Below are 17863 nucleotides of genomic sequence, written 5' to 3'. Positions count from 1 at the left end.
GTGAGGGCGATTTCCTCGCCACACCCGTGCGATGAACCATCGCTTCCTGCTCGCCGCCGCGCCGCTGCTTCTCGCCACCCCCGCTGCCGCGCGCGAGGTGCCTTCACAGGCGCGGCAGCGCGCCACGGTCGAGAAACTGGTGTCGTTCGGCACGCGCCACTCGCTGTCGTCGGCGACCGATCCGAAGCGCGGGATCGGCGCGGCGCGCACCTGGGTCGCGGGCGAATTCGCCTCGCTGTCGCGCGCGTGCGGCGGGTGTATCGCGACCGAGCGGCTGTCGCGGCGCTTCGTCGGACCGCGCGCGCCCGACGGGGTGGTGATCGAGGACGTGCTCGGCGTCCAGAAAGGCAGCGACCCCAACCGCTACATCATCGTCGGCGCGCATATCGATAGTCGCGTCACCGACGTGATGAACGTGACCAGCGACGCGCCCGGCGCGAACGACGATGCGAGCGGCGTCGCGCTGGTGCTGGAGGCGGCGCGCATCCTGTCAAAGGAGAAGTTCGCGGCGAACATCGTCTATGTCGCCTTCTCCGGCGAGGAGCAGGGCTTGTGGGGCGCGACGTTGCTCGCCGAGACCGCGAAGGCGCGCGGCTGGCAGGTCGATGCGATGCTCAACAACGATATCGTCGGTAACACGATCGGGCAGGGCGGGGTGACGATCGACGGCTATGTCCGCGTCTTCTCCGAAGGCATCCGCAGCAGCGAATCGCTCGCCGAGGCGATCGAGCGGCGCGGTGTCGGTGGCGAGGACGACGGCCCGAGCCGCGCGCTCGCCAAGGCGATCGACGGGATCGCCGGCACGCTGCCGGGCGGGTTCGGGGTGTTCGTCGATCGTCGCCCGGACCGCTTTGGCCGGGGTGGCGATCACGAGCCGTTCCTGAAGCAGGGCTATCCGGCGGTGCGCTTCTCGGTCGCGGCGGAGAATTGGGATCGTCAGCATCAGGACGTGCGCACCGAGAACGGGCGTGTCTATGCCGATACGATCGAGGGGATGGACTTCCCCTATTTGGCGAAGGTCACCGCGATCAACGTCGCGACGATCGCGCGGCTCGCCGCCGCGCCCGCCGCGCCGCCGGTCGCGTCGATCTCGGGCGCGTTGTCCTTTGACACGAAGGTGACGTGGACCGCGGTGCCGGGGGCGGCGCGCTACAAGGTTTACTGGCGGCGGGCCGATTCAGCGGCATGGACGCAAACACGCGAGGCGACCGGCACCAGCCTCGACGTCGCAGGCGTGCCGGTCGACGATCATTTTTTCGGGGTGGCGGCGGTGGGTGCGAATGGTGCGGAAAGCCTCGTGACCTTCGCGGGACGCGAGAAGAAGTAACGGTACGTCATTGCGAGCGTAGCGAAGCAATCCACGGCGTCCTGATCCGGCTCTGGATTGCTTCGCTACGCTCGCAATGACGGGGGCTATAGCCGCGCCGCCAGCAGTTCCATGAGCGCTTCGCACCCGCGCGCATCCTCTTCATCGAACCGCGCCGGGGAAGGACTGTCGAGGTCCAAGACGCCCAGCAGCGCGCCATCGCGGACGATCGGCACCACCAGTTCCGAGCGGCTTGCCGCGTCGCAGGCGATATGGCCGGGGAAGGCGTGGACGTCGGCGACCAATTGCGTCCGCCGCTCCGCCGCCGCCGTGCCGCATACGCCTTTGCCCAGCAGGATGCGGATGCACGCCGCCTTGCCCTGGAACGGCCCCAGCACCAGTTCGCCGGCGACGAGACGATAGAAGCCCGACCAGTTCAGGTCCGGCAGATATTGCGCAATCAACGCCGCGGCATTGGCCATGTTGGCGATACCATCCTGCTCCCCGGCGGTGAGCGCGTCGAGCGCGCCCAGCAACTCGCGATACAGCGCCCGCTTCGATTCGGCTGCGATGTGAAAGTCGTACATGCGCGTCGAGGTAGGCGCTCGCGGCTCGCTGCGCCAGAGGGAGTGCGTCGCGGGACGAATCGAAATTAGGGTGCTGGTAAATGAAGTAAACAGGAAGTAACCAGCATCCTTGAAGCGGTCCCCTAAGTATTCTAACACTTAACAAAAATAAACCAGAAGTGTTAGATTATGTTAGGGTTTTGTCGCTAATCATGTCTCTACAGCGCGGCACCGGCCGTGCCGGTCGAAAACAGCGTTCGGGATGAACTTCGGTTCCCGGAACGCCAACAACGCCAGGGACTGTGATGAAGAAAATCGTCATTTCGGGCGCCATGATCCTGGCTGCCTCTACCGCTTATGCCGCGATCATTCCGTCCAGCATGCTCAAGGCGCTGGCCGGCAAGGTGACTGTTATCGCGGCGCCGACGACCGTGAAGCTGAGCGGCGTGCTGCCGACCTCGATCACGTCGGCGGTCAAGACCACCGCGATCGAACCGGTGAAGGGTGCCGTGCAGACCGGTCTGCTGCCGGGTCAGGGTCAGCTCGAGAAGATCGCGTCGAACTTCGACGTCAGCAAGTATATCGTTCCCGCATGGGGCACCGGCGAGATCCCGGCAAAGGGCACCGAAGGTGTCGGCGCGTTCCGCTTCCATTGCAGCGCCGGTGACGTAAAGCGTGACGATCCGATCGTCTATCCGGGGCAGCCGGGCAAGAGCCACCTGCACCAGTTCTTCGGCAACACCGGCACCAACGCTTATTCGACCTACGCGAGCCTGCGTACCTCCGGCGAAAGCACCTGCTCCAATAAGCTGAATCGCTCCGCTTACTGGATCCCGGCGATGCTCAACGGCAAGGGTAAGGTCGTGCGGCCTGATTATGTCGTGATCTACTATAAGGCCTTGGCCGAGGACGATCCCGAGTGTCAGAAGATCGGCAAGGCATGCGTCGTGTTGCCGCGTGGTCTGCGCTACGTCTTCGGTTACAACATGACCACCGAAAAGAGCGAAGGCTTCTACTTCAGCTGCGACGGTCCGACGGCGGTGTCGGGGCATTATCCCGATCTCGTGACGGCCGCCAAGAATTGCCCGGTCGGCAACCGGATCGGCGCGATCATCGCATCGCCGACATGCTGGGACGGCAAGAACCTGAACAGCGCCGATCACCGCAGCCATGTCGGCTATCCGCAGTGGAACAACATGGGCCAGCAGCGTTGCCCCGAGAACCTTCCGTATCTGATCCCGATGTTCTCGCTGGCCGCCTGGTACACGGTCGACGAGGATCTGGACCGGTCGGGCGACTGGAAGCCGGGGATGACGACGTGGTCGCTGGCATCCGACACCATGCCGGGCATGGCACCAAAGCGCCCGGGTTCGACTTTCCACGCCGACTGGATGGGCGCATGGGACGACGATGTGCTGAAGATGTGGTTCGACCATTGCATCAACAAGGTGCTGAGCTGCAACGGTGGCGATCTGGGCAACGGCAAGCAGCTGGCCTTCGACCCGAACTTCGACTGGGTCGCCAAGCCGCGGTTGGTCGACGTTCCCGCCGCCTGATCCTTCGACGGTCGTGAAGAAGAACCGGTCGCACCGATGGTGCGGCCGGTTCTTCGCATTTATGGAGCAGGCATGGCCCGCGTTCCCGTCACCCGTACGATCAGCATCGATACCGATCTGATCGAGGAGAGCTTCACCCGTTCGGGTGGAGCAGGGGGGCAGCATGTCAACACCACCGATTCGGCGGTGCTGCTGCGTTTCGACGTGGCGCGATCCGACCTGCCCGAGCGGGTGAAGTTGCGGCTGGCGGAACTGGCGGGGACGCGCATGACCCGCGACGGCGTGCTGACGCTGCGCAGCGAAGGCTCCCGCTCGCAGCACATGAACCGGGCCGAGGTGCGCGAGCGGCTGCTGGCGCTGGTGCGGGAGGCGACGGTGGTGCAGGCGAAGCGCCGCGCGACCAAGCCGACGCGCGCGTCGCAGGTACGGCGGGTCGATGCGAAGAAGGGACGTTCTGCGGTCAAGTCGGGGCGGAAGAAGCCGGCCTTTGATTAAGTCGAGCGCGATGTGGCAGAGTTGGTGGAAAGCGGACGTTAGGCATCAACGTGCCAGAACCGTGAGATGTCAGTCACTACACCCACAAGCCAACGTGAACGCTCGATCCGTTTGGCGGCAAGTGACCCGAAGCAAGCGGTCGCTATCGCGAGCGTGATCGATGACCCTTGGTTCCGATGTCAGTCTTTGGCCTATGCGGGGCGTTATTGGCCGGGCGACGATTATAAAAGCTTGCTCACCGAGGCGGTGAAGGCGGCGGATTCGCAAGACAACTGGTATAAACGAGTCTCTGTCTCTGCATGGCCCATACGTGCGTATTTGGAGCGTGATTGTTCGACACCAGCCAAGAGGCTTCTTGAGCAGTATGCGAACGAAGCAAGCAACATCGACAACAGGGGTGGACGCTCAGAGGCCTTGATGATGCTTTTCCAAGCGGCGAAGCCGTTCGATCGAGGTATTTGGGAGCCGATCCTCTGGTCCTTGGTCCGAGCGACTGAACCCGCAATTGCGTGGCGACAAGTGCGAAACATCAGAAATGCTCTGGCGATGGTATCAGCCGACGTGCCGAGCTTGGTTCACGAAGCGACCAAGCGTCTCGCGGACGAAAAGATTGTTACTCAGATCAAGCGTGATTTCGCAATGGGAAAGACTGCTGAACCACGGCCATTCTTTTGGCCGCATTGAATGTCCGCCATTGGGCGAAAGGGGACGCCTGCTTTACCGGTTTCGAAGGGGTGCAAAGGGATGTGGTCGCGTCTTGCGCCTCGACGATCAAAGCCGTTTTTCCAAGGCTTGGTTGCATCGCCAGCGTCGTCGCGTCATGTCCGCGCCATGCCCGCTATCGCCGCTACCTCCACCAACGCGACATCCTCCCGGAAAGGGCATTTCGTCCTGCTGGACGGGCTTCGTGGCGTGGCCGCAATCATGGTGGTGCTGTTCCACCTCTTTGAACCATTTTCCGGCGGCAACCCGCAGCTCCAGATCATCAATCATGGATATCTCGCGGTCGACTTCTTTTTCATGCTGTCCGGTTTCGTCATAGCCTACGCCTATGATGGTCGCTGGGGGACGATGGGGTTGCGCGATTTCGCGATGCGACGGCTGATCCGGTTGCAGCCGATGGTCGTGCTGGGCAGTCTGTTCGGCGCGCTGATGTTCGCGATGCAGGAATCGTCGGTCTTTCCCAAGATCGCCGACACGACGGCGATGCAGCTGATCGGCGTGATGCTGCTGGGGTTCGTGATGATCCCGCTTCCGAAAAGCGCCGATCTGCGCGGGTGGGACGAGATCTACCCGCTGAACGGCCCGCAATGGTCGCTGTTCTACGAATATATCGCGAACTTCCTGTATGCGGTCGGGCTTCGTAAATTGCCGGACCGTGCGATGGCGATCCTCGTGGCGGTGGCGGCGCTGGCGCTGATCCACCTCTTGGTATTCGGCCCCCGCGGGGATTTGATCGGCGGCTGGGCGCTTGATGCCAATGGTATCCGGATCGGCATGACGCGGGTCATGTTCCCGTTCTTCGCCGGCGTGTTGATGATGCGACTGGGCGCCCGCATCCGGGTGCCGCACGCCTTCCTCGTCAGCAGCGCTCTTCTGATCGTTGCGGTCAGTCTGCCACGGTTCGGGGGCACCGAGAAGCTGTGGCTCAACGGTCTTTACGAGGCTGCATGCGTTATCCTCGTCTTCCCGCTGATCGTCGCGATCGGTGCAGGCGAAAAGGCAGCGGACGGTCCGGTCATCCGAACAGCGCGCGTTTTCGGCGCACTTTCTTTCCCGCTGTACATCACTCACTTTCCGATGATCTATATCTACACGGCCTGGGTGGCGGACAGCCGGCCGAGCCCGGCGGGGGCAGCGATCGTCGCCGCGGGGGTGTTGATCGCTGCGCTGACGATCGCGCTGCTAAGCCTCAAGTTCTACGATAAGCCAGCCCGGCGCTGGCTGGCAGACCGGCTGCTTCGCGTGCCGCGCTGAGCGTTCGTCGCCCCTTCATTCGGACGGATGCATGTCTCTCCGGCTCGGCCACGAATGCGGCGTGTTCCTCCGCCCGCTCCGACGATCAGCAGCCCATCCGAGATGGACCGGCCATACCGGCAAAAGGGGCCGCAATCAGGCCGCCGCAAACCCCAGCGCGCTGAATCGTGCCGGCCACGGCGCCTCCGCCGCAATGTCCGGCTTGCCCGGCCGCACAAGCGACAGCGCGATCGCGTGGAGCATCATGCCGCCGTCGTGCTTGGTACCATAAACGGGATCGCCGGTGACCGGCACGCCGAGCCCTTCGCGCGCATGGACGCGGATCTGGTGGGTGCGGCCGGTCGCCGGGCGGAACTCGACCAGGGCGCGGCCCTCGTTGACCGCGAGCAGCCGCCAGTCGGTGCGCGCCGCCTTGCCACGCGGATCGCGCGTCATTCGCCAGCCTTCCTCGGCGGTCGATACCTTGCCGAGCGGCAGGTCGATCGTGCCGCCTTCGCCCTCGGGCACGCCATCAAGGACTGCGACATAGCGTTTGGACACCTCGCCACGCTCGAACGCTTGCTGGAACCGCGCGTGCGCCTTGGGGTTGCGCGACAGCAACAGGCACCCGCTCGTGTCTCGGTCGAGGCGGTGCACCGCGACCGGCCAGCGCCGGAACCCGAAAGTGAGCGACGCGAGATGATTTTCGAGGCTGAGGCCCCCGGCACGCGGCGGATCGACCGGCAGCCCGGCGGGCTTGTCGATCACCAAGGCCTCGCCATCGAGGAAAAGAACATGCTGACCCAACATGGCGCGGCTCTTGCCAGTTGCCGCGCGGCATGGCCAGAGGGCGCGGTGCGACTTACGACGATCCTTGCCGCAATGGCGGTGCTGGCCGCCACGCCCGCCAATGCGCAATTATGCGATGGCCGCCGCGTGCCGACGTCCGCCGACGGCCGCGTGCTGGGGCATCTGCCCTATGGCGACGCCGCCCCCGACGCGCTGGTGCCCGTGCCGTCGGCGCTGTCGGTCAATCCCTGCGTGCTGCGGCGCGAGGTGTTGCCCGATCTGCAACGACTGATCGAGGCGGCGGTGCGCGATCCGGCGGCGGGCGGGCAGGTGCTCGCGCTGTCGTGCCACCGGTCGATCACCTATCAGGAAGCGGTGTTCTGTCGCGAGGGGCGGACGGATGCCGCGCAGCGCGCGCTGTCGGTCGCCCCGCCGGGACATAGCGAGCACGCGACCGGCTTCGCGCTCGACTTCGCGTTCCGGCCGCGCCGCAACGATTGCCCGGATGCCGAGGCATGCGTCGCGGCGACCCCTGCGTTTCGCTGGCTGGTGAAGAATGCGGCGCGCTACGGGTTCGAAATGTCGTTTCCAGCGGGCAATCGCCAGCGCGTGAAGTGGGAGCCGTGGCACTGGCGTTGGGTCGGCGCGAGCGCGACGACGCCGGGGGCGGCGCGGGCGCGGGCGTTGTTCGCCGATGCGCGGGTGCGCTATCCCGCCGAGCCCGCGGTGGAGCGCGATCCGGTGGTGGTCGCGCGGGTCATGCCGCCGCCGGTGTACATGGGGGCGATCGCGCCGCCGGAGTGTCGCAAGGGCAAGTGCAAGGTGGCGCGGGAGAAGAAGCGGTAGAGGTGGTAAGGTCGTCGTCCCGGACTTGATCCGGGACCCCGCTTTTTCGCTCCACGCGCGAAAAGAAGAAGCGGGGCCCCGGGTCGAGCCCGGGACGACGGGCCTGATTACGCCTTCAGCTTCGCCGCGGTCTCGGCGATGCGCTTGCCTTGATAGCGCGCGCCGTCCAGCTCGTCTGCCGAGGGCTGACGGCTGCCGTCGCCACCCGCCAGCGTGCTCGCGCCGTACGGCGTGCCGCCCTTCACCTCGTCGACGCCCATCTGCCCCTGAAAGCCATAGTCGAGCCCGACGATCGTCATGCCGTGGTGGAGCAGGTTGGTGAGGATCGAGAAGAGCGTCGTTTCCTGACCGCCGTGCTGGCTGGCGGTCGAGGTGAACGCACCGCCGACCTTGCCGACCAGCGCGCCTTTCATCCACAGCCCGCCGGTCGTGTCCCAGAACGCCGCCATCTGGCTCGGCATCCGGCCGTAGCGGGTCGGCGCGCCGACGACGATCGCGTCATAGTTCGCCAGCGCGTCCGGGCCCTCGATCTCCGGATGCGCGGTGTCGGTCTTGAAGCCGGCGGCCTTGACGATCTCGGCGGGCGCGGTTTCGGCGACGCGGCGGATGTCGACCTCCGCGCCGCCGCTGCGCGCGCCCTCGGCGATGGCGTCCGCCATCTTCTCGATATGGCCGTAGGACGAGTAATAAAGCACGAGCACCTTGGTCATGGTCGTCAGCTCCTTTCAGAAAGTCAGTTGGCGTCGACGAGCACCAGTTCGGCCTCGTCGATCGCGGTGATGGTGATGGTGCGGCCGCCGGTGATCGCGACACCGTCGCGCGCCGCGAAGCGCTGGCCGTCGATCTCGATCGCGCCGGTCGCGGGGACCAGATAGGCGTGGCGACCCTCGCCGACCTCGTGGGTCAGCGTCTCGCCCGCCGCCAGCGTCGCCGCCAGCACCCGCGCCTCGGCGCGGATCGGCAGCGCCGCGCCTGCGCCGGTCACGTCGGCCTCGAACCCGCTGGCGAGCGTCACGAACTTGCCGGTACGGTCGCCCTTCGGGAAAGGCTTTGCGCCCCAGCTCGGTGCGCCGCCGCTGCGGGTCGGTTCGATCCAGATCTGGAACAGCGTCGTCGGCTCGCTTTCGAGATTGTATTCGGCATGGCGGACGCCCGAGCCGGCGCTCATCACCTGCACGTCGCCAGCCTCGGTGCGGCCGGTATTGCCCAGCGAGTCCTGATGCGTGATCGCGCCTTTGCGGACGTAGGTGATGATCTCCATGTCGCGATGCGGATGCGGGGGGAAGCCGCTGTTCGGGGCGATCGTGTCGTCGTTCCAGACGCGGATCGCGCCCCAGCTCATCCGCGCCGGATCGTGGTAATTCGCGAACGAGAAATGGTGGCGCGCGTCGAGCCAGCCGTGGTTGGCGTGGCCCAGCGTCTCGAAGCCCCGGCGCTCGATGCCGGCAGAGCGGGTAAGGGTGGCGGTGTCGGTCATGATGAACCTCCGTTTGGTTGCCACCAAGCTAGGGAGCCGTTACGCTCCCCAAAACAGAAACGATTGAAACGGATCGTTTCGCCGCGTAAAGGGCGGTCCATGAGGCTCCCCGATTTCGAGGCATGGGCGATCTTCGCCGCCGTGGCCGAGCACCGGTCGTTCAGCGGCGCGGCGGATGCGATCGGGTTGAGCAAGGCGACGGTGTCCAAAGCGGTGTCGCGGCTGGAAGCGCATCTGGGGGTGTCGCTGTTCCATCGCACCTCGCGGCGACTGGCGCTGACCGAGGCGGGCGCGCCGCTCGCCGATCATGCCGCGCGGATCGTCGCCGAGGCGCAGGCCGCCGAGGAAGCGGCGCGGATCGGCGCGAGCATGCCGAGCGGGCGGGTGCGGCTGGCCGCGCCGATGACCTTCGGAGTCAAGAATGTCGCGCCGCTGCTCGCCGACTTCCTGCGCGAGCATCCGCAGATCGAGATCGAGCTGCACCTCTCGGATGCGCGCGTCGATATCGTCGCGGAGGGGTTCGACGTCGCGTTGCGGATAGCGGATCTGCCCGACAGTTCGCTGCGCGCGCGGCGGTTGTGCTCGATCGCGGCGCATCTGGTCGCTGCGCCTTCGTATCTGGAAGAGCATGGCACGCCGACCCATGCGGCGCAGCTCGGGGAGCACCGGCTGCTCGGCTATACCAACATCACCGGCCCGTGGCGCTTCCGCGGACCGGAGGGGGCGGAGGTGTCGGTGCGTGCCGCGGGGCCGCTGGCGGCGAACAGCGGGGAGGCGCTCGTCCCCGCACTCGAAGCCGGTCTCGGCATCGCGCGACTGCCCGGCTTCATCGTCGGCGAGGCGCTGGCCGCGGGGCGGGTGGTCGAGATCCTCCACGATTGGGCACCTGCGCCGATCGGTCTCCATCTGCTCACCCCGCCCAGCGCCCTGCGCCCGGCGCGCGTCGATGCGCTGATCGCGTTCCTGACCGCCCGACTGCGCGATTGAACCGTTCGGGTCGCCGACGCTTTCCCCGTTCGAGGAGAAACCGATGCCCGACGATCACGACGACATTGCGAAGGACTTCGCCGAGGCGGTCAACATGGCCCCGGCCGAGCTGGAGAAGTTTCTCGACAGCGACGACAGTAAGCGGGTCGGCTGGAAGGGCAACGACGGCAAGGGCTCGGGCGAAAGCGTCGGGCACGAATCGGGCCGGCGAATCGTCGCGATCAAGCGCAAGAAGAAGGCCGATCTCACCGACGACGATTATGCGCACATGAAAAAGGTCGTTGGCTATGTGCATCGCCATCTGGCCCAAGGCGGTCCGGCGAAGGACAAGGACCATTCCGACTGGCGCTATTCCTTGATGAACTGGGGGCACGATCCCTTGAAATGACCGGCCTCCGCGATGGGCGGGACCGGGTGGCCGTACGGCAGTCGCTCGCGCACTTCGCGCCACGTCAGCACCAGGCCGGCGGTCATCAGGAACGCGCCGACGAAGGCGCCGCCGGTCAGGTGAAGCAGGAAGGTGGCGTAGGATAGCAGCGACCCGATCGTCACCAGCCGCACGATCCAGAAGGCGCGCGGCGTCGGTCGCAGAAAGACGTATGCGCCGGCCAGCAGGTCGGCCATGAAGAAATAGCGATTGTGCATCTTGGGCAGCAGATACGGCACCACGATCGCGCCGAGCAATGCGACCAGCACGACATCCTCAGGTTGCAGCAGATGCCGGCGCGTCCGCCACGCCACCGCGACCGTCGCACTTGCGGCAGCGATCAGGCCGATCGCGACGCCGACCGGGTAGGGGATAGTGACCAGCGCGCGCAGGATCTGCCAGATGTTCGGCACCGAGCGCGCCAGATCGTGATAATGCTGTCCTTGCCCCAGATAGAGCAGCGCGAGGTCGGTCGCCGGACGTCCGGCGAGCCAGGCGGGCAGCACCGCGACGACATAGGTCGCGGGGATGACGACCAGCATCCACCAGCGCGCGCGACCGGCCAGCAGCATCGCGAGCACCAGCGGCGCGATGAACACCCCCTGCAACTTGAACGACAGTGCTGCACCGACCGCGGCCATCGCCAGCACCGGGCGCTGCCGGATAAAAGCTGCAACCGCGAGGATGGCGCAACTGGTATAAAGCGCGTCGCACTGTCCCCAGACCGGACCGTTCGCGACCACGGTGGGCGCGATCAGCGTCAGCGCCGCCCCCGATAGCGCCTGGCGTCGCGTGAGCCGTGTCGCCAGCAGCGCGTACATCGTCCCTGCGAGCACCAGCGTGCCGGCGATCGACACCAGCTTGATCGCGGGCACCACGCCGATCGCCGGCGCGGTCCAGCTCCCCAGCGCCAGCAGGTAGAGATACGGCGGCGCATATTCGGAGAAGTTGTCGCCCAAGGCGGCGAACCGTCCGTGGTGGAGCAGGTATTGCGTCCACGGGATCAGATAGTTGCGGATGTCGCCGTTCATCAGCGGTACGCACGCCAGATATAGCAGCGCCGCGCCGATCAATAATGCAGCGAAATCGCGATCGCGAAAGGCGCGCGCCCGCGCCATGACATTCGGCATCGCGTATCCTGCTAACCCATGTGAGCTCGTGCGCTTCGTAAACGGTTGCGCGGCGGCGGCAAGCGTCGATGCTATGCACCGTGGCGATTGACCGATGGGGCGAGCGTGCGTATAGCGCGCCGGTCCGGGAGGAGGCGACTCCGCCGGGCAGCTTGAACATTGCTGGATGCATCAAGGGCCATCCGGTCGCCGCCCAAGCGGTGGCGCCGCGGTCCCTTTTCGTATTCCAAGTCTTGTTTTAGGGCTCCAGCAAAGTAACCTATCGGAAAGGTGAAGGCTTCAATGCCGACGATCAACCAGCTGGTCCGCAAGGGCCGCGACCCGCAGAAGGCCAAGAGCAAGGTCCCTGCGATGGAGCAGAACCCGCAGAAGCGCGGCGTCTGCACTCGTGTCTATACGACGACCCCGAAGAAGCCGAACTCGGCATTGCGCAAGGTGGCCAAGGTTCGCCTGACCAACCAGCGCGAAGTCATCAGCTACATCCCGGGTGAAGGCCACAACCTGCAGGAGCACTCGGTGGTGCTGATCCGCGGCGGCCGTGTGCGCGACCTTCCCGGCGTGCGTTACCATGTGCTGCGCGGCGTGCTCGACACGCAGGGCGTCAAGGACCGCAAGCAGTCGCGGTCGAAGTACGGTGCGAAGCGGCCGAAGTAAGCCGCTCCCGTATTCTCACCAGCTGATTGAAAGGTATTCATCATGGCGCGTCGTCGTCGTCCCGAGAAGCGGGAAATCCTGCCTGATCCCGTGTACGGGGATGAGGTTCTGTCCAAGTTCATGAATTCGGTGATGCTCGACGGCAAGAAGTCGGTCGCCGAAGGCATCGTCTATTCGGCGATGAACACCGTCGAGACCCGCGCCAAGCGCGAGCCGATCGGCGTGTTCCACGATGCGCTGAACAACATCAAGCCGGGCATCGAAGTCCGCAGCCGCCGCGTCGGCGGTGCGACCTACCAGGTTCCGGTCGAAGTCCGTCCGGAGCGTGCGCAGGCGCTCGCGATCCGCTGGCTGATCACTGCCGCGCGTGCGCGCAGCGAGAACACGATGTCGGCGCGCCTGTCGGGCGAACTGCTCGATGCGTCGAACAACCGCGGCAACGCGGTGAAGAAGCGCGAAGACACGCACCGCATGGCGGAAGCGAACCGCGCCTTCTCGCACTACCGCTGGTAACAGCGGCGATGCGGACGCTGCCTGTCTTGGAAGCGTCTCAAATCTGACCTATATCGTGGGGAGCCGGCCGATGCGCTGCGCTCCCCACATCTGCTCAAGGAAGCCCGTTCATGGCCCGCAGCCATCCGCTCGAACTCTACCGTAACATCGGCATCATGGCGCACATCGACGCCGGCAAGACGACGACGACCGAGCGTATTCTTTACTACACCGGCAAGTCCTATAAGATTGGCGAAGTCCATGAGGGCACCGCCACGATGGACTGGATGGAGCAGGAGCAGGAGCGCGGGATCACGATCACGTCGGCTGCCACCACCTGCAAGTGGAAGGCCGAAGAGGGCAAGGGCCCCGAGCATTTGATCAACATCATCGATACGCCGGGTCACGTCGACTTCACGATCGAGGTCGAGCGTTCGCTGCGCGTCCTCGACGGCGCGGTCGCGTGTTTCGATGGCGTCGCGGGCGTTGAGCCGCAGTCGGAAACCGTGTGGCGTCAGGCCGACAAGTACGGCGTGCCGCGCATGTGCTTCGTCAACAAGCTCGACCGCACCGGTGCCGATTTCTACTTCTGCGTCAATTCGATCATCGAGCGTCTCGGCGCGAAGCCGGCGGTGCTGTACCTCCCGATCGGCATCGAGGGCGGGTTCAAGGGTCTGGTCGACCTGGTCGAGAACCGCGCGATCATCTGGCTCGAGGAATCGCTGGGCGCGAAGTTCGAATATCAGCCGATCCCCGACGACATGGTCGAGAAGGCGGCGAAGTATCGCAACGACCTGATCGAGCTGGCCGTCGAGCAGGACGACGACGCGATGGAGGCGTATCTGGAGGGCAACGAGCCCGATGCCGCGACGCTGAAGAAGCTGCTCCGCAAGGGCACGCTGAACATGTCGTTCGTGCCGGTCGTCTGCGGTTCGGCGTTCAAGAACAAGGGCGTGCAGCCGCTGCTCGACGCGGTCGTCGACTATCTGCCGAGCCCGCTCGACGTGCCGGCGATCAAGGGCGTCAAGCTGGATGGCGAGACCCCGGACGAGCGTCCGTCGTCGGACGAGGCGCCGTTCTCGGCGCTCGCGTTCAAGATCATGAACGATCCGTTCGTCGGCTCGCTGACCTTCGCGCGTATCTATTCGGGCGTGCTGACTAAGGGCGGCTACCTGAACTCGGTGAAGGACAAGAAGGAAAAGATCGGCCGTATGCTCCTCATGCACGCGAACTCGCGTGAGGACATCGAAGAGGCGCGTGCGGGCGACATCGTCGCGATCGCGGGTCTCAAGGAGACAACGACCGGCGACACGCTCTGCGATCCCGCGCACCCGATCATCCTGGAGCGCATGGAGTTCCCGGAGCCGGTGATCGAGCTGTCGGTGGAGCCGAAGACCAAGGCCGACCAGGAAAAGATGGGCATCGCGCTCAACCGCCTGGCCGCCGAGGATCCCTCGTTCCGCGTGTCGACCGATCACGAATCGGGCCAGACGATCATCAAGGGGATGGGCGAGCTCCACCTCGAGATTCTCGTCGACCGCATGAAGCGCGAGTTCAAGGTCGAGGCCAACGTCGGTGCGCCGCAGGTGGCGTATCGCGAGTACCTCAAGAAGGCCGTCGATATCGACTACACCCACAAGAAGCAGTCGGGCGGCACCGGCCAGTTCGGTCGCGTGAAGGTGAAGCTGACGCCGGGCGAGCGCGGCGCGGGCATCATCTTCAAGGATGAGATCAAGGGCGGTAACATTCCGCGCGAGTACATCCCTGCGATCGAAAAGGGTTTCCGCGAGACCGCGGCGACCGGTTCGCTGGTCGGCTTCCCGATCATCGACTTCGACATCACGCTGTATGACGGTGCGTACCACGACGTCGACTCGTCGGCGCTGGCGTTCGAAATCACCGCCCGCGGCGCGATGCGCGAAGGCGCGCAGAAGGCCGGCATCACGTTGCTCGAGCCGGTGATGAAGGTCGAGGTCGTCACCCCGGAAGATTATCTGGGGGACGTCATCGGCGACATGAACTCGCGTCGTGGCCAGATCCAGGGCACCGACACGCGCGGCAACGCGCAGGCGGTGACCGCGATGGTGCCGCTGGCGAACATGTTCGGTTACGTGAACTCGCTCCGCTCGTTCACGCAGGGCCGCGCCAGCTACTCGATGCAGTTCTCGCACTATGACGAAGTGCCGCAGAACGTCGCCGACGAAGTGAAGGCGAAGCTCGCCTAAGGCGCACGGGGGCAGGACGACCTGCTCCCGAGACGCCGCAGGCCGGCCGGCGGGTCGGCCTCGCCGATCCCGTCCGACGACGCAGGGTTCAGTCCTGCGTCGGCTCGCAAGAGCGGGGCAGGGTTTGCACAACGGTTAAACAGCCGCTATGGGGCCGCGTTCTGGCGCGGCTCCGTTCGCGAAGACGAATCCAAGAAGGTAGGGAAACAATGGCTAAGGCTAAGTTTGAGCGGAACAAGCCGCACCTGAACATCGGCACCATCGGTCACGTCGACCATGGCAAGACCTCGCTGACCGCAGCGATCACGAAGGTGCTGGCGGAGAACGTCGCGGGCAACGCCGCGGTCGACTTCGCGAACATCGACAAGGCCCCGGAAGAGCGCGAGCGCGGCATCACCATCTCGACCGCGCACGTCGAGTATGAGACGGCGAACCGCCACTATGCGCACGTCGATTGCCCGGGCCACGCCGATTATGTGAAGAACATGATCACCGGCGCGGCGCAGATGGACGGCGCGATCCTCGTCGTGTCGGCCACCGACGGCCCGATGCCGCAGACCCGCGAGCACATCCTGCTCGCGCGCCAGGTCGGCGTGCCGGCGATGGTCGTGTTCATGAACAAGGTCGATCTGGTCGACGACGAGGAAATCCTAGAGCTGGTCGAGCTGGAAGTTCGCGAGCTGCTCAGCTCGTACGAATTCCCGGGCGACGACATTCCGATCATCAAGGGTTCGGCGACCTGCGCGCTGTCGGGTTCGAACCAGAAGCTGGGGCCGGATGCGGTCATGGAGCTGATGAAGGCGGTCGACGAGTACATCCCGCAGCCGGAGCGTCCGCTGGACAAGCCGTTCATGATGCCGATCGAGGACGTGTTCTCGATCTCGGGTCGTGGCACGGTCGTGACCGGCCGCGTCGAGACCGGCATCATCAAGGTCGGTGAGGAAGTCGAGATCGTCGGCATCCACCCGGAAGTCCGCAAGACCACCGTCACCGGCGTCGAGATGTTCCGCAAGCTGCTCGACCAGGGCCAGGCCGGCGACAACGTCGGTGCGCTGATCCGTGGCGTCGCTCGTGACGAAGTCGAGCGCGGCCAGGTGCTCTGCAAGCCGGGCTCGATCAAGCCGCACACCGACTTCTCGTCGGAAGTGTACGTGCTGTCGAAGGATGAAGGTGGCCGTCACACGCCGTTCTTCGCCAACTATCGTCCGCAGTTCTACTTCCGCACGACCGACGTGACCGGCACCGTCGAGCTGCCCGAGGGCACCGAGATGGTCATGCCGGGCGACAACGTCGCGCTGGGCATCAAGCTGATCGCCCCGATCGCGATGGACGTCGGCCAGCGCTTCACCATCCGTGAGGGTGGCCGGACCGTCGGCGCAGGTGTCGTGAGCGGCATCACCAAGTAAGAGTTGACCGGCCGCTCCGGCGGTCCGTCGCGAAAGCAGCCGCCCGGCGCGCCGAAAGGTGCGTCGGGCGGTTGCCTTTTTATGAGGGCGGCAGTAATGCCGCCGCTTCGGTTTTCGTTCGAGAACAGCAAGAGGTGCTCCCGATTCGTCGGGCCGGGTGATCCGGCAAGACGGGCAGGGCAGGCATCCCGCTCTTTCGCATTGGTAGGGACTATGGACAGCAACATCCGCATCCGCCTGAAGGCGTTCGATCATCGCGTGCTCGATCAGGCGACCGGCGATATCGCCGAAACCGCGCGCCGCACGGGCGCGCTCATCCGTGGTCCCATTCCGCTCCCGACCCGTATCGAGAAGTTCACGGTCAACCGTGGCCCGCACATCGATAAGAAGTCGCGTGAGCAGTTCGAGGTCCGCACCTACAAGCGGATGCTCGACATCGTACAGCCGACCCCGCAAACCGTCGACGCGCTGATGAAGCTCGATCTGGCGGCCGGTGTTGACGTCGAGATCAAGCTGGCGTAATCGGCCGGCTCCCGCGGTTGACGTGAGTCCCGCGGGTTTGTCGTTTCGTGGCGTATCGCACGAAACGGACGAGCGCACCGCCTGAGCGGACGCTTCGACGACCATGAGATACCGCCGGTCGCCCTCGGGTGGCCGGGTCCAGCGTCTCCCGTCTGCTCTTCCTTCGTGGAGAGCGCCCAGCCCGGGACGGGGGCACGCTTCGCTATTCCGGGCCGGACTGATCCGCGGCGCAAGCTGCGGGTCGCAAGCACCCTGGGGATGGGCCTCAGGGTGCCTCTGTCAAGGAGCAAGGGATCATGCGTACTGGCGTGATCGCGAAGAAAATGGGGATGACCCGCCTGTTCCAGGACGACGGCCGCCACGTGCCGGTCACCGTCCTGCAGATCGAGGCGCTTCAGGTCATCGCCCGTCGCGAAAATGACCGGGACGGCTACACCGCCGTCCAGCTTGGTGCAGGTGTCGCCAAGGCCAAGAACGTCGCCAAGCCGCAGCGCGGCCACTTCGGCAAGGCCGAAGTGGAGCCGAAGGCGATCGTCCACGAATTCCGCGTGACCGAGGACAACCTCCTCGACGTCGGCGCCGAACTGTCAGCCGACCATTATGTCGCCGGCCAGCTGGTCGACATCCAGGGTCGTACGCAGGGCAAGGGCTTCGCCGGCGCCATGAAGCGCTGGAACTTCGGCGGTCTGCGCGCCACGCACGGCGTGTCGGTCAGCCACCGTTCGCATGGTTCGACGGGTAACCGTCAGGATCCGGGTCGCGTCTTCAAGAACAAGAAGATGGCCGGTCACATGGGCGACAAGAACCGCACGCAGCAGAACCTCGAGATCGTCGGCACCGACGTCGAGCGCGGCCTGATCTTCGTGAAGGGTTCGGTCCCCGGCTCCAAGGGCGGCTGGTTGTTCGTCAAGGACGCCGTCAAGCAGGATCGTCATGAGAGCGCGCCGTTCCCGGCGTCGATCAAGGCGGCCAACAACAATGTTTCCGCAGACCCTGCTCCGGCAGCTGCCGAGAGCCAGGAGGGCTAAG

At 65.3% G+C, this 17863-nt stretch carries 19 protein-coding genes; 14 read left to right on the top strand and 5 right to left on the bottom strand.

Annotation, left to right across the window (positions count from 1 at the left end; translation table 11 throughout):
- The first annotated feature begins 31 nt into the window (after positions 1-31).
- Entirely contained in the window at positions 32-1327 is a 1296-nt protein-coding gene (locus tag SPHPH_RS0110370) for a M20/M25/M40 family metallo-hydrolase (protein ID WP_028966632.1), read from the top strand.
- An 86-nt stretch (positions 1328-1413) separates the two neighbouring features.
- Here the strand turns inward: SPHPH_RS0110370 and SPHPH_RS0110365 are convergent, their stop codons facing one another.
- On the bottom strand, positions 1414-1893 hold the full coding sequence (locus tag SPHPH_RS0110365) for a GAF domain-containing protein (RefSeq protein WP_028966631.1): 480 nt from the start codon (positions 1891-1893) through the stop codon (positions 1414-1416).
- A gap of 284 nt (positions 1894-2177) precedes the next feature.
- Here SPHPH_RS0110365 and SPHPH_RS20460 point away from each other — a divergent pair, with 284 nt between their 5' ends.
- The 4 genes from SPHPH_RS20460 to SPHPH_RS19440 all read left to right on the top strand — a co-directional run bounded on the left by SPHPH_RS20460 (position 2178) and on the right by SPHPH_RS19440 (position 5900).
- A complete protein-coding gene (locus SPHPH_RS20460) occupies positions 2178-3428 on the top strand; it encodes a DUF1996 domain-containing protein (RefSeq protein ID WP_051272957.1) in 1251 nt (416 codons plus the stop codon).
- A gap of 72 nt (positions 3429-3500) precedes the next feature.
- Positions 3501-3923 (top strand): alternative ribosome rescue aminoacyl-tRNA hydrolase ArfB, encoded by a 423-nt coding sequence (gene arfB, locus SPHPH_RS0110355; protein ID WP_028966630.1) that lies wholly within the window; start codon positions 3501-3503, stop codon positions 3921-3923.
- 66 nt (positions 3924-3989) lie between these two features.
- A complete protein-coding gene (locus tag SPHPH_RS21155; protein WP_156025969.1) occupies positions 3990-4607 on the top strand; it encodes a hypothetical protein in 618 nt (205 codons plus the stop codon).
- Positions 4608-5900: an acyltransferase family protein gene (locus SPHPH_RS19440; RefSeq protein WP_202900658.1), complete on the top strand. Its 1293-nt coding sequence runs from the start codon at positions 4608-4610 to the stop codon at positions 5898-5900.
- A 135-nt stretch (positions 5901-6035) separates the two neighbouring features.
- On the opposite strand, the gene SPHPH_RS0110345 is transcribed toward SPHPH_RS19440, so the two are convergent.
- Positions 6036-6689, bottom strand: coding sequence for an RluA family pseudouridine synthase (locus SPHPH_RS0110345; protein WP_028967998.1), 654 nt, complete (start codon positions 6687-6689; stop codon positions 6036-6038).
- Here SPHPH_RS0110345 and SPHPH_RS19435 point away from each other — a divergent pair.
- Positions 6675-7514 carry a M15 family metallopeptidase gene (locus tag SPHPH_RS19435; RefSeq protein WP_081668747.1) on the top strand — a complete coding sequence of 280 codons (840 nt, stop codon included), beginning with the start codon at positions 6675-6677 and terminating at the stop codon, positions 7512-7514. The two genes, SPHPH_RS0110345 and SPHPH_RS19435, sit on opposite strands and share 15 nt — an antisense overlap.
- Before the next feature lie 107 nt (positions 7515-7621).
- Here SPHPH_RS19435 and wrbA read toward each other — a convergent pair whose 3' ends face one another.
- Both wrbA and SPHPH_RS0110330 read right to left on the bottom strand, forming a co-directional pair.
- On the bottom strand, positions 7622-8224 hold the full coding sequence (gene wrbA / locus SPHPH_RS0110335; protein ID WP_028966629.1) for an NAD(P)H:quinone oxidoreductase: 603 nt from the start codon (positions 8222-8224) through the stop codon (positions 7622-7624).
- 23 nt (positions 8225-8247) lie between these two features.
- The gene (locus tag SPHPH_RS0110330) at positions 8248-8991 is read right to left on the bottom strand and encodes a pirin family protein (protein ID WP_051272955.1); all 744 of its coding nucleotides are present in this window, start codon (positions 8989-8991) and stop codon (positions 8248-8250) included.
- Positions 8992-9090: 99 nt separating this feature from the next.
- On the opposite strand from SPHPH_RS0110330, the gene SPHPH_RS0110325 reads away from it, so the two are divergent.
- A complete protein-coding gene (locus tag SPHPH_RS0110325; protein ID WP_028966627.1) occupies positions 9091-9978 on the top strand; it encodes a LysR family transcriptional regulator in 888 nt (295 codons plus the stop codon).
- Positions 9979-10021: 43 nt separating this feature from the next.
- A complete protein-coding gene (locus tag SPHPH_RS0110320) occupies positions 10022-10366 on the top strand; it encodes a DUF3140 domain-containing protein (protein WP_028966626.1) in 345 nt (114 codons plus the stop codon).
- Here SPHPH_RS0110320 and SPHPH_RS0110315 read toward each other — a convergent pair.
- Positions 10327-11535 (bottom strand): hypothetical protein, encoded by a 1209-nt coding sequence (locus SPHPH_RS0110315; RefSeq protein ID WP_028966625.1) that lies wholly within the window; start codon positions 11533-11535, stop codon positions 10327-10329. The genes SPHPH_RS0110320 and SPHPH_RS0110315 overlap by 40 nt on opposite strands.
- 282 nt (positions 11536-11817) lie before the next feature.
- Between SPHPH_RS0110315 and rpsL the strand changes: the two genes are divergently transcribed.
- The 6 genes from rpsL (at position 11818) to rplC (ending at position 17862) form a co-directional block, all read left to right on the top strand.
- Positions 11818-12189, top strand: coding sequence for a 30S ribosomal protein S12 (gene rpsL, locus SPHPH_RS0110310; RefSeq protein ID WP_022691828.1), 372 nt, complete (start codon positions 11818-11820; stop codon positions 12187-12189).
- A gap of 42 nt (positions 12190-12231) precedes the next feature.
- Entirely contained in the window at positions 12232-12702 is a 471-nt protein-coding gene (gene rpsG, locus SPHPH_RS0110305) for a 30S ribosomal protein S7 (RefSeq protein ID WP_028966624.1), read from the top strand.
- A 110-nt stretch (positions 12703-12812) separates the two neighbouring features.
- A complete protein-coding gene (fusA, locus tag SPHPH_RS0110300) occupies positions 12813-14906 on the top strand; it encodes an elongation factor G (RefSeq protein WP_028966623.1) in 2094 nt (697 codons plus the stop codon).
- A gap of 209 nt (positions 14907-15115) precedes the next feature.
- A complete protein-coding gene (tuf, locus tag SPHPH_RS0110295; RefSeq protein ID WP_028966622.1) occupies positions 15116-16312 on the top strand; it encodes an elongation factor Tu in 1197 nt (398 codons plus the stop codon).
- A 213-nt stretch (positions 16313-16525) separates the two neighbouring features.
- Entirely contained in the window at positions 16526-16834 is a 309-nt protein-coding gene (gene rpsJ / locus SPHPH_RS0110290) for a 30S ribosomal protein S10 (RefSeq protein ID WP_022687067.1), read from the top strand.
- 296 nt (positions 16835-17130) lie between these two features.
- On the top strand, positions 17131-17862 hold the full coding sequence (gene rplC / locus SPHPH_RS0110285) for a 50S ribosomal protein L3 (protein WP_028966621.1): 732 nt from the start codon (positions 17131-17133) through the stop codon (positions 17860-17862).
- The last annotated feature ends 1 nt before the right edge of the window (position 17863 follow it).

It is taken from the genome of Sphingomonas phyllosphaerae FA2 (assembly GCF_000427645.1).
GTDB lineage: Bacteria > Pseudomonadota > Alphaproteobacteria > Sphingomonadales > Sphingomonadaceae > Sphingomonas > Sphingomonas phyllosphaerae.
The sequence above is the reverse complement of the archived record's forward strand: the minus strand, read 5'-3'. Positions and strand labels throughout refer to the sequence as shown.

Coding starts and splice junctions, on each gene's coding strand:
- SPHPH_RS19440 (WP_202900658.1), top strand. CDS start 4,608: ATGTCCGCCATTGGGCGAAAGGGGACGCCTGCTTTACCGGTTTCGAAG.
- SPHPH_RS19435 (WP_081668747.1), top strand. CDS start 6,675: ATGCTGACCCAACATGGCGCGGCTCTTGCCAGTTGCCGCGCGGCATGG.
- tuf (WP_028966622.1), top strand. CDS start 15,116: ATGGCTAAGGCTAAGTTTGAGCGGAACAAGCCGCACCTGAACATCGGC.
- SPHPH_RS0110325 (WP_028966627.1), top strand. CDS start 9,091: ATGAGGCTCCCCGATTTCGAGGCATGGGCGATCTTCGCCGCCGTGGCC.
- SPHPH_RS0110365 (WP_028966631.1), bottom strand. CDS start 1,893: ATGTACGACTTTCACATCGCAGCCGAATCGAAGCGGGCGCTGTATCGC.
- SPHPH_RS0110315 (WP_028966625.1), bottom strand. CDS start 11,535: ATGCCGAATGTCATGGCGCGGGCGCGCGCCTTTCGCGATCGCGATTTC.
- rpsJ (WP_022687067.1), top strand. CDS start 16,526: ATGGACAGCAACATCCGCATCCGCCTGAAGGCGTTCGATCATCGCGTG.
- arfB (WP_028966630.1), top strand. CDS start 3,501: ATGGCCCGCGTTCCCGTCACCCGTACGATCAGCATCGATACCGATCTG.
- rpsG (WP_028966624.1), top strand. CDS start 12,232: ATGGCGCGTCGTCGTCGTCCCGAGAAGCGGGAAATCCTGCCTGATCCC.
- rpsL (WP_022691828.1), top strand. CDS start 11,818: ATGCCGACGATCAACCAGCTGGTCCGCAAGGGCCGCGACCCGCAGAAG.
- fusA (WP_028966623.1), top strand. CDS start 12,813: ATGGCCCGCAGCCATCCGCTCGAACTCTACCGTAACATCGGCATCATG.
- SPHPH_RS21155 (WP_156025969.1), top strand. CDS start 3,990: ATGTCAGTCACTACACCCACAAGCCAACGTGAACGCTCGATCCGTTTG.
- rplC (WP_028966621.1), top strand. CDS start 17,131: ATGCGTACTGGCGTGATCGCGAAGAAAATGGGGATGACCCGCCTGTTC.
- SPHPH_RS0110345 (WP_028967998.1), bottom strand. CDS start 6,689: ATGTTGGGTCAGCATGTTCTTTTCCTCGATGGCGAGGCCTTGGTGATC.
- SPHPH_RS0110330 (WP_051272955.1), bottom strand. CDS start 8,991: ATGACCGACACCGCCACCCTTACCCGCTCTGCCGGCATCGAGCGCCGG.
- wrbA (WP_028966629.1), bottom strand. CDS start 8,224: ATGACCAAGGTGCTCGTGCTTTATTACTCGTCCTACGGCCATATCGAG.
- SPHPH_RS0110320 (WP_028966626.1), top strand. CDS start 10,022: ATGCCCGACGATCACGACGACATTGCGAAGGACTTCGCCGAGGCGGTC.
- SPHPH_RS0110370 (WP_028966632.1), top strand. CDS start 32: ATGAACCATCGCTTCCTGCTCGCCGCCGCGCCGCTGCTTCTCGCCACC.
- SPHPH_RS20460 (WP_051272957.1), top strand. CDS start 2,178: ATGAAGAAAATCGTCATTTCGGGCGCCATGATCCTGGCTGCCTCTACC.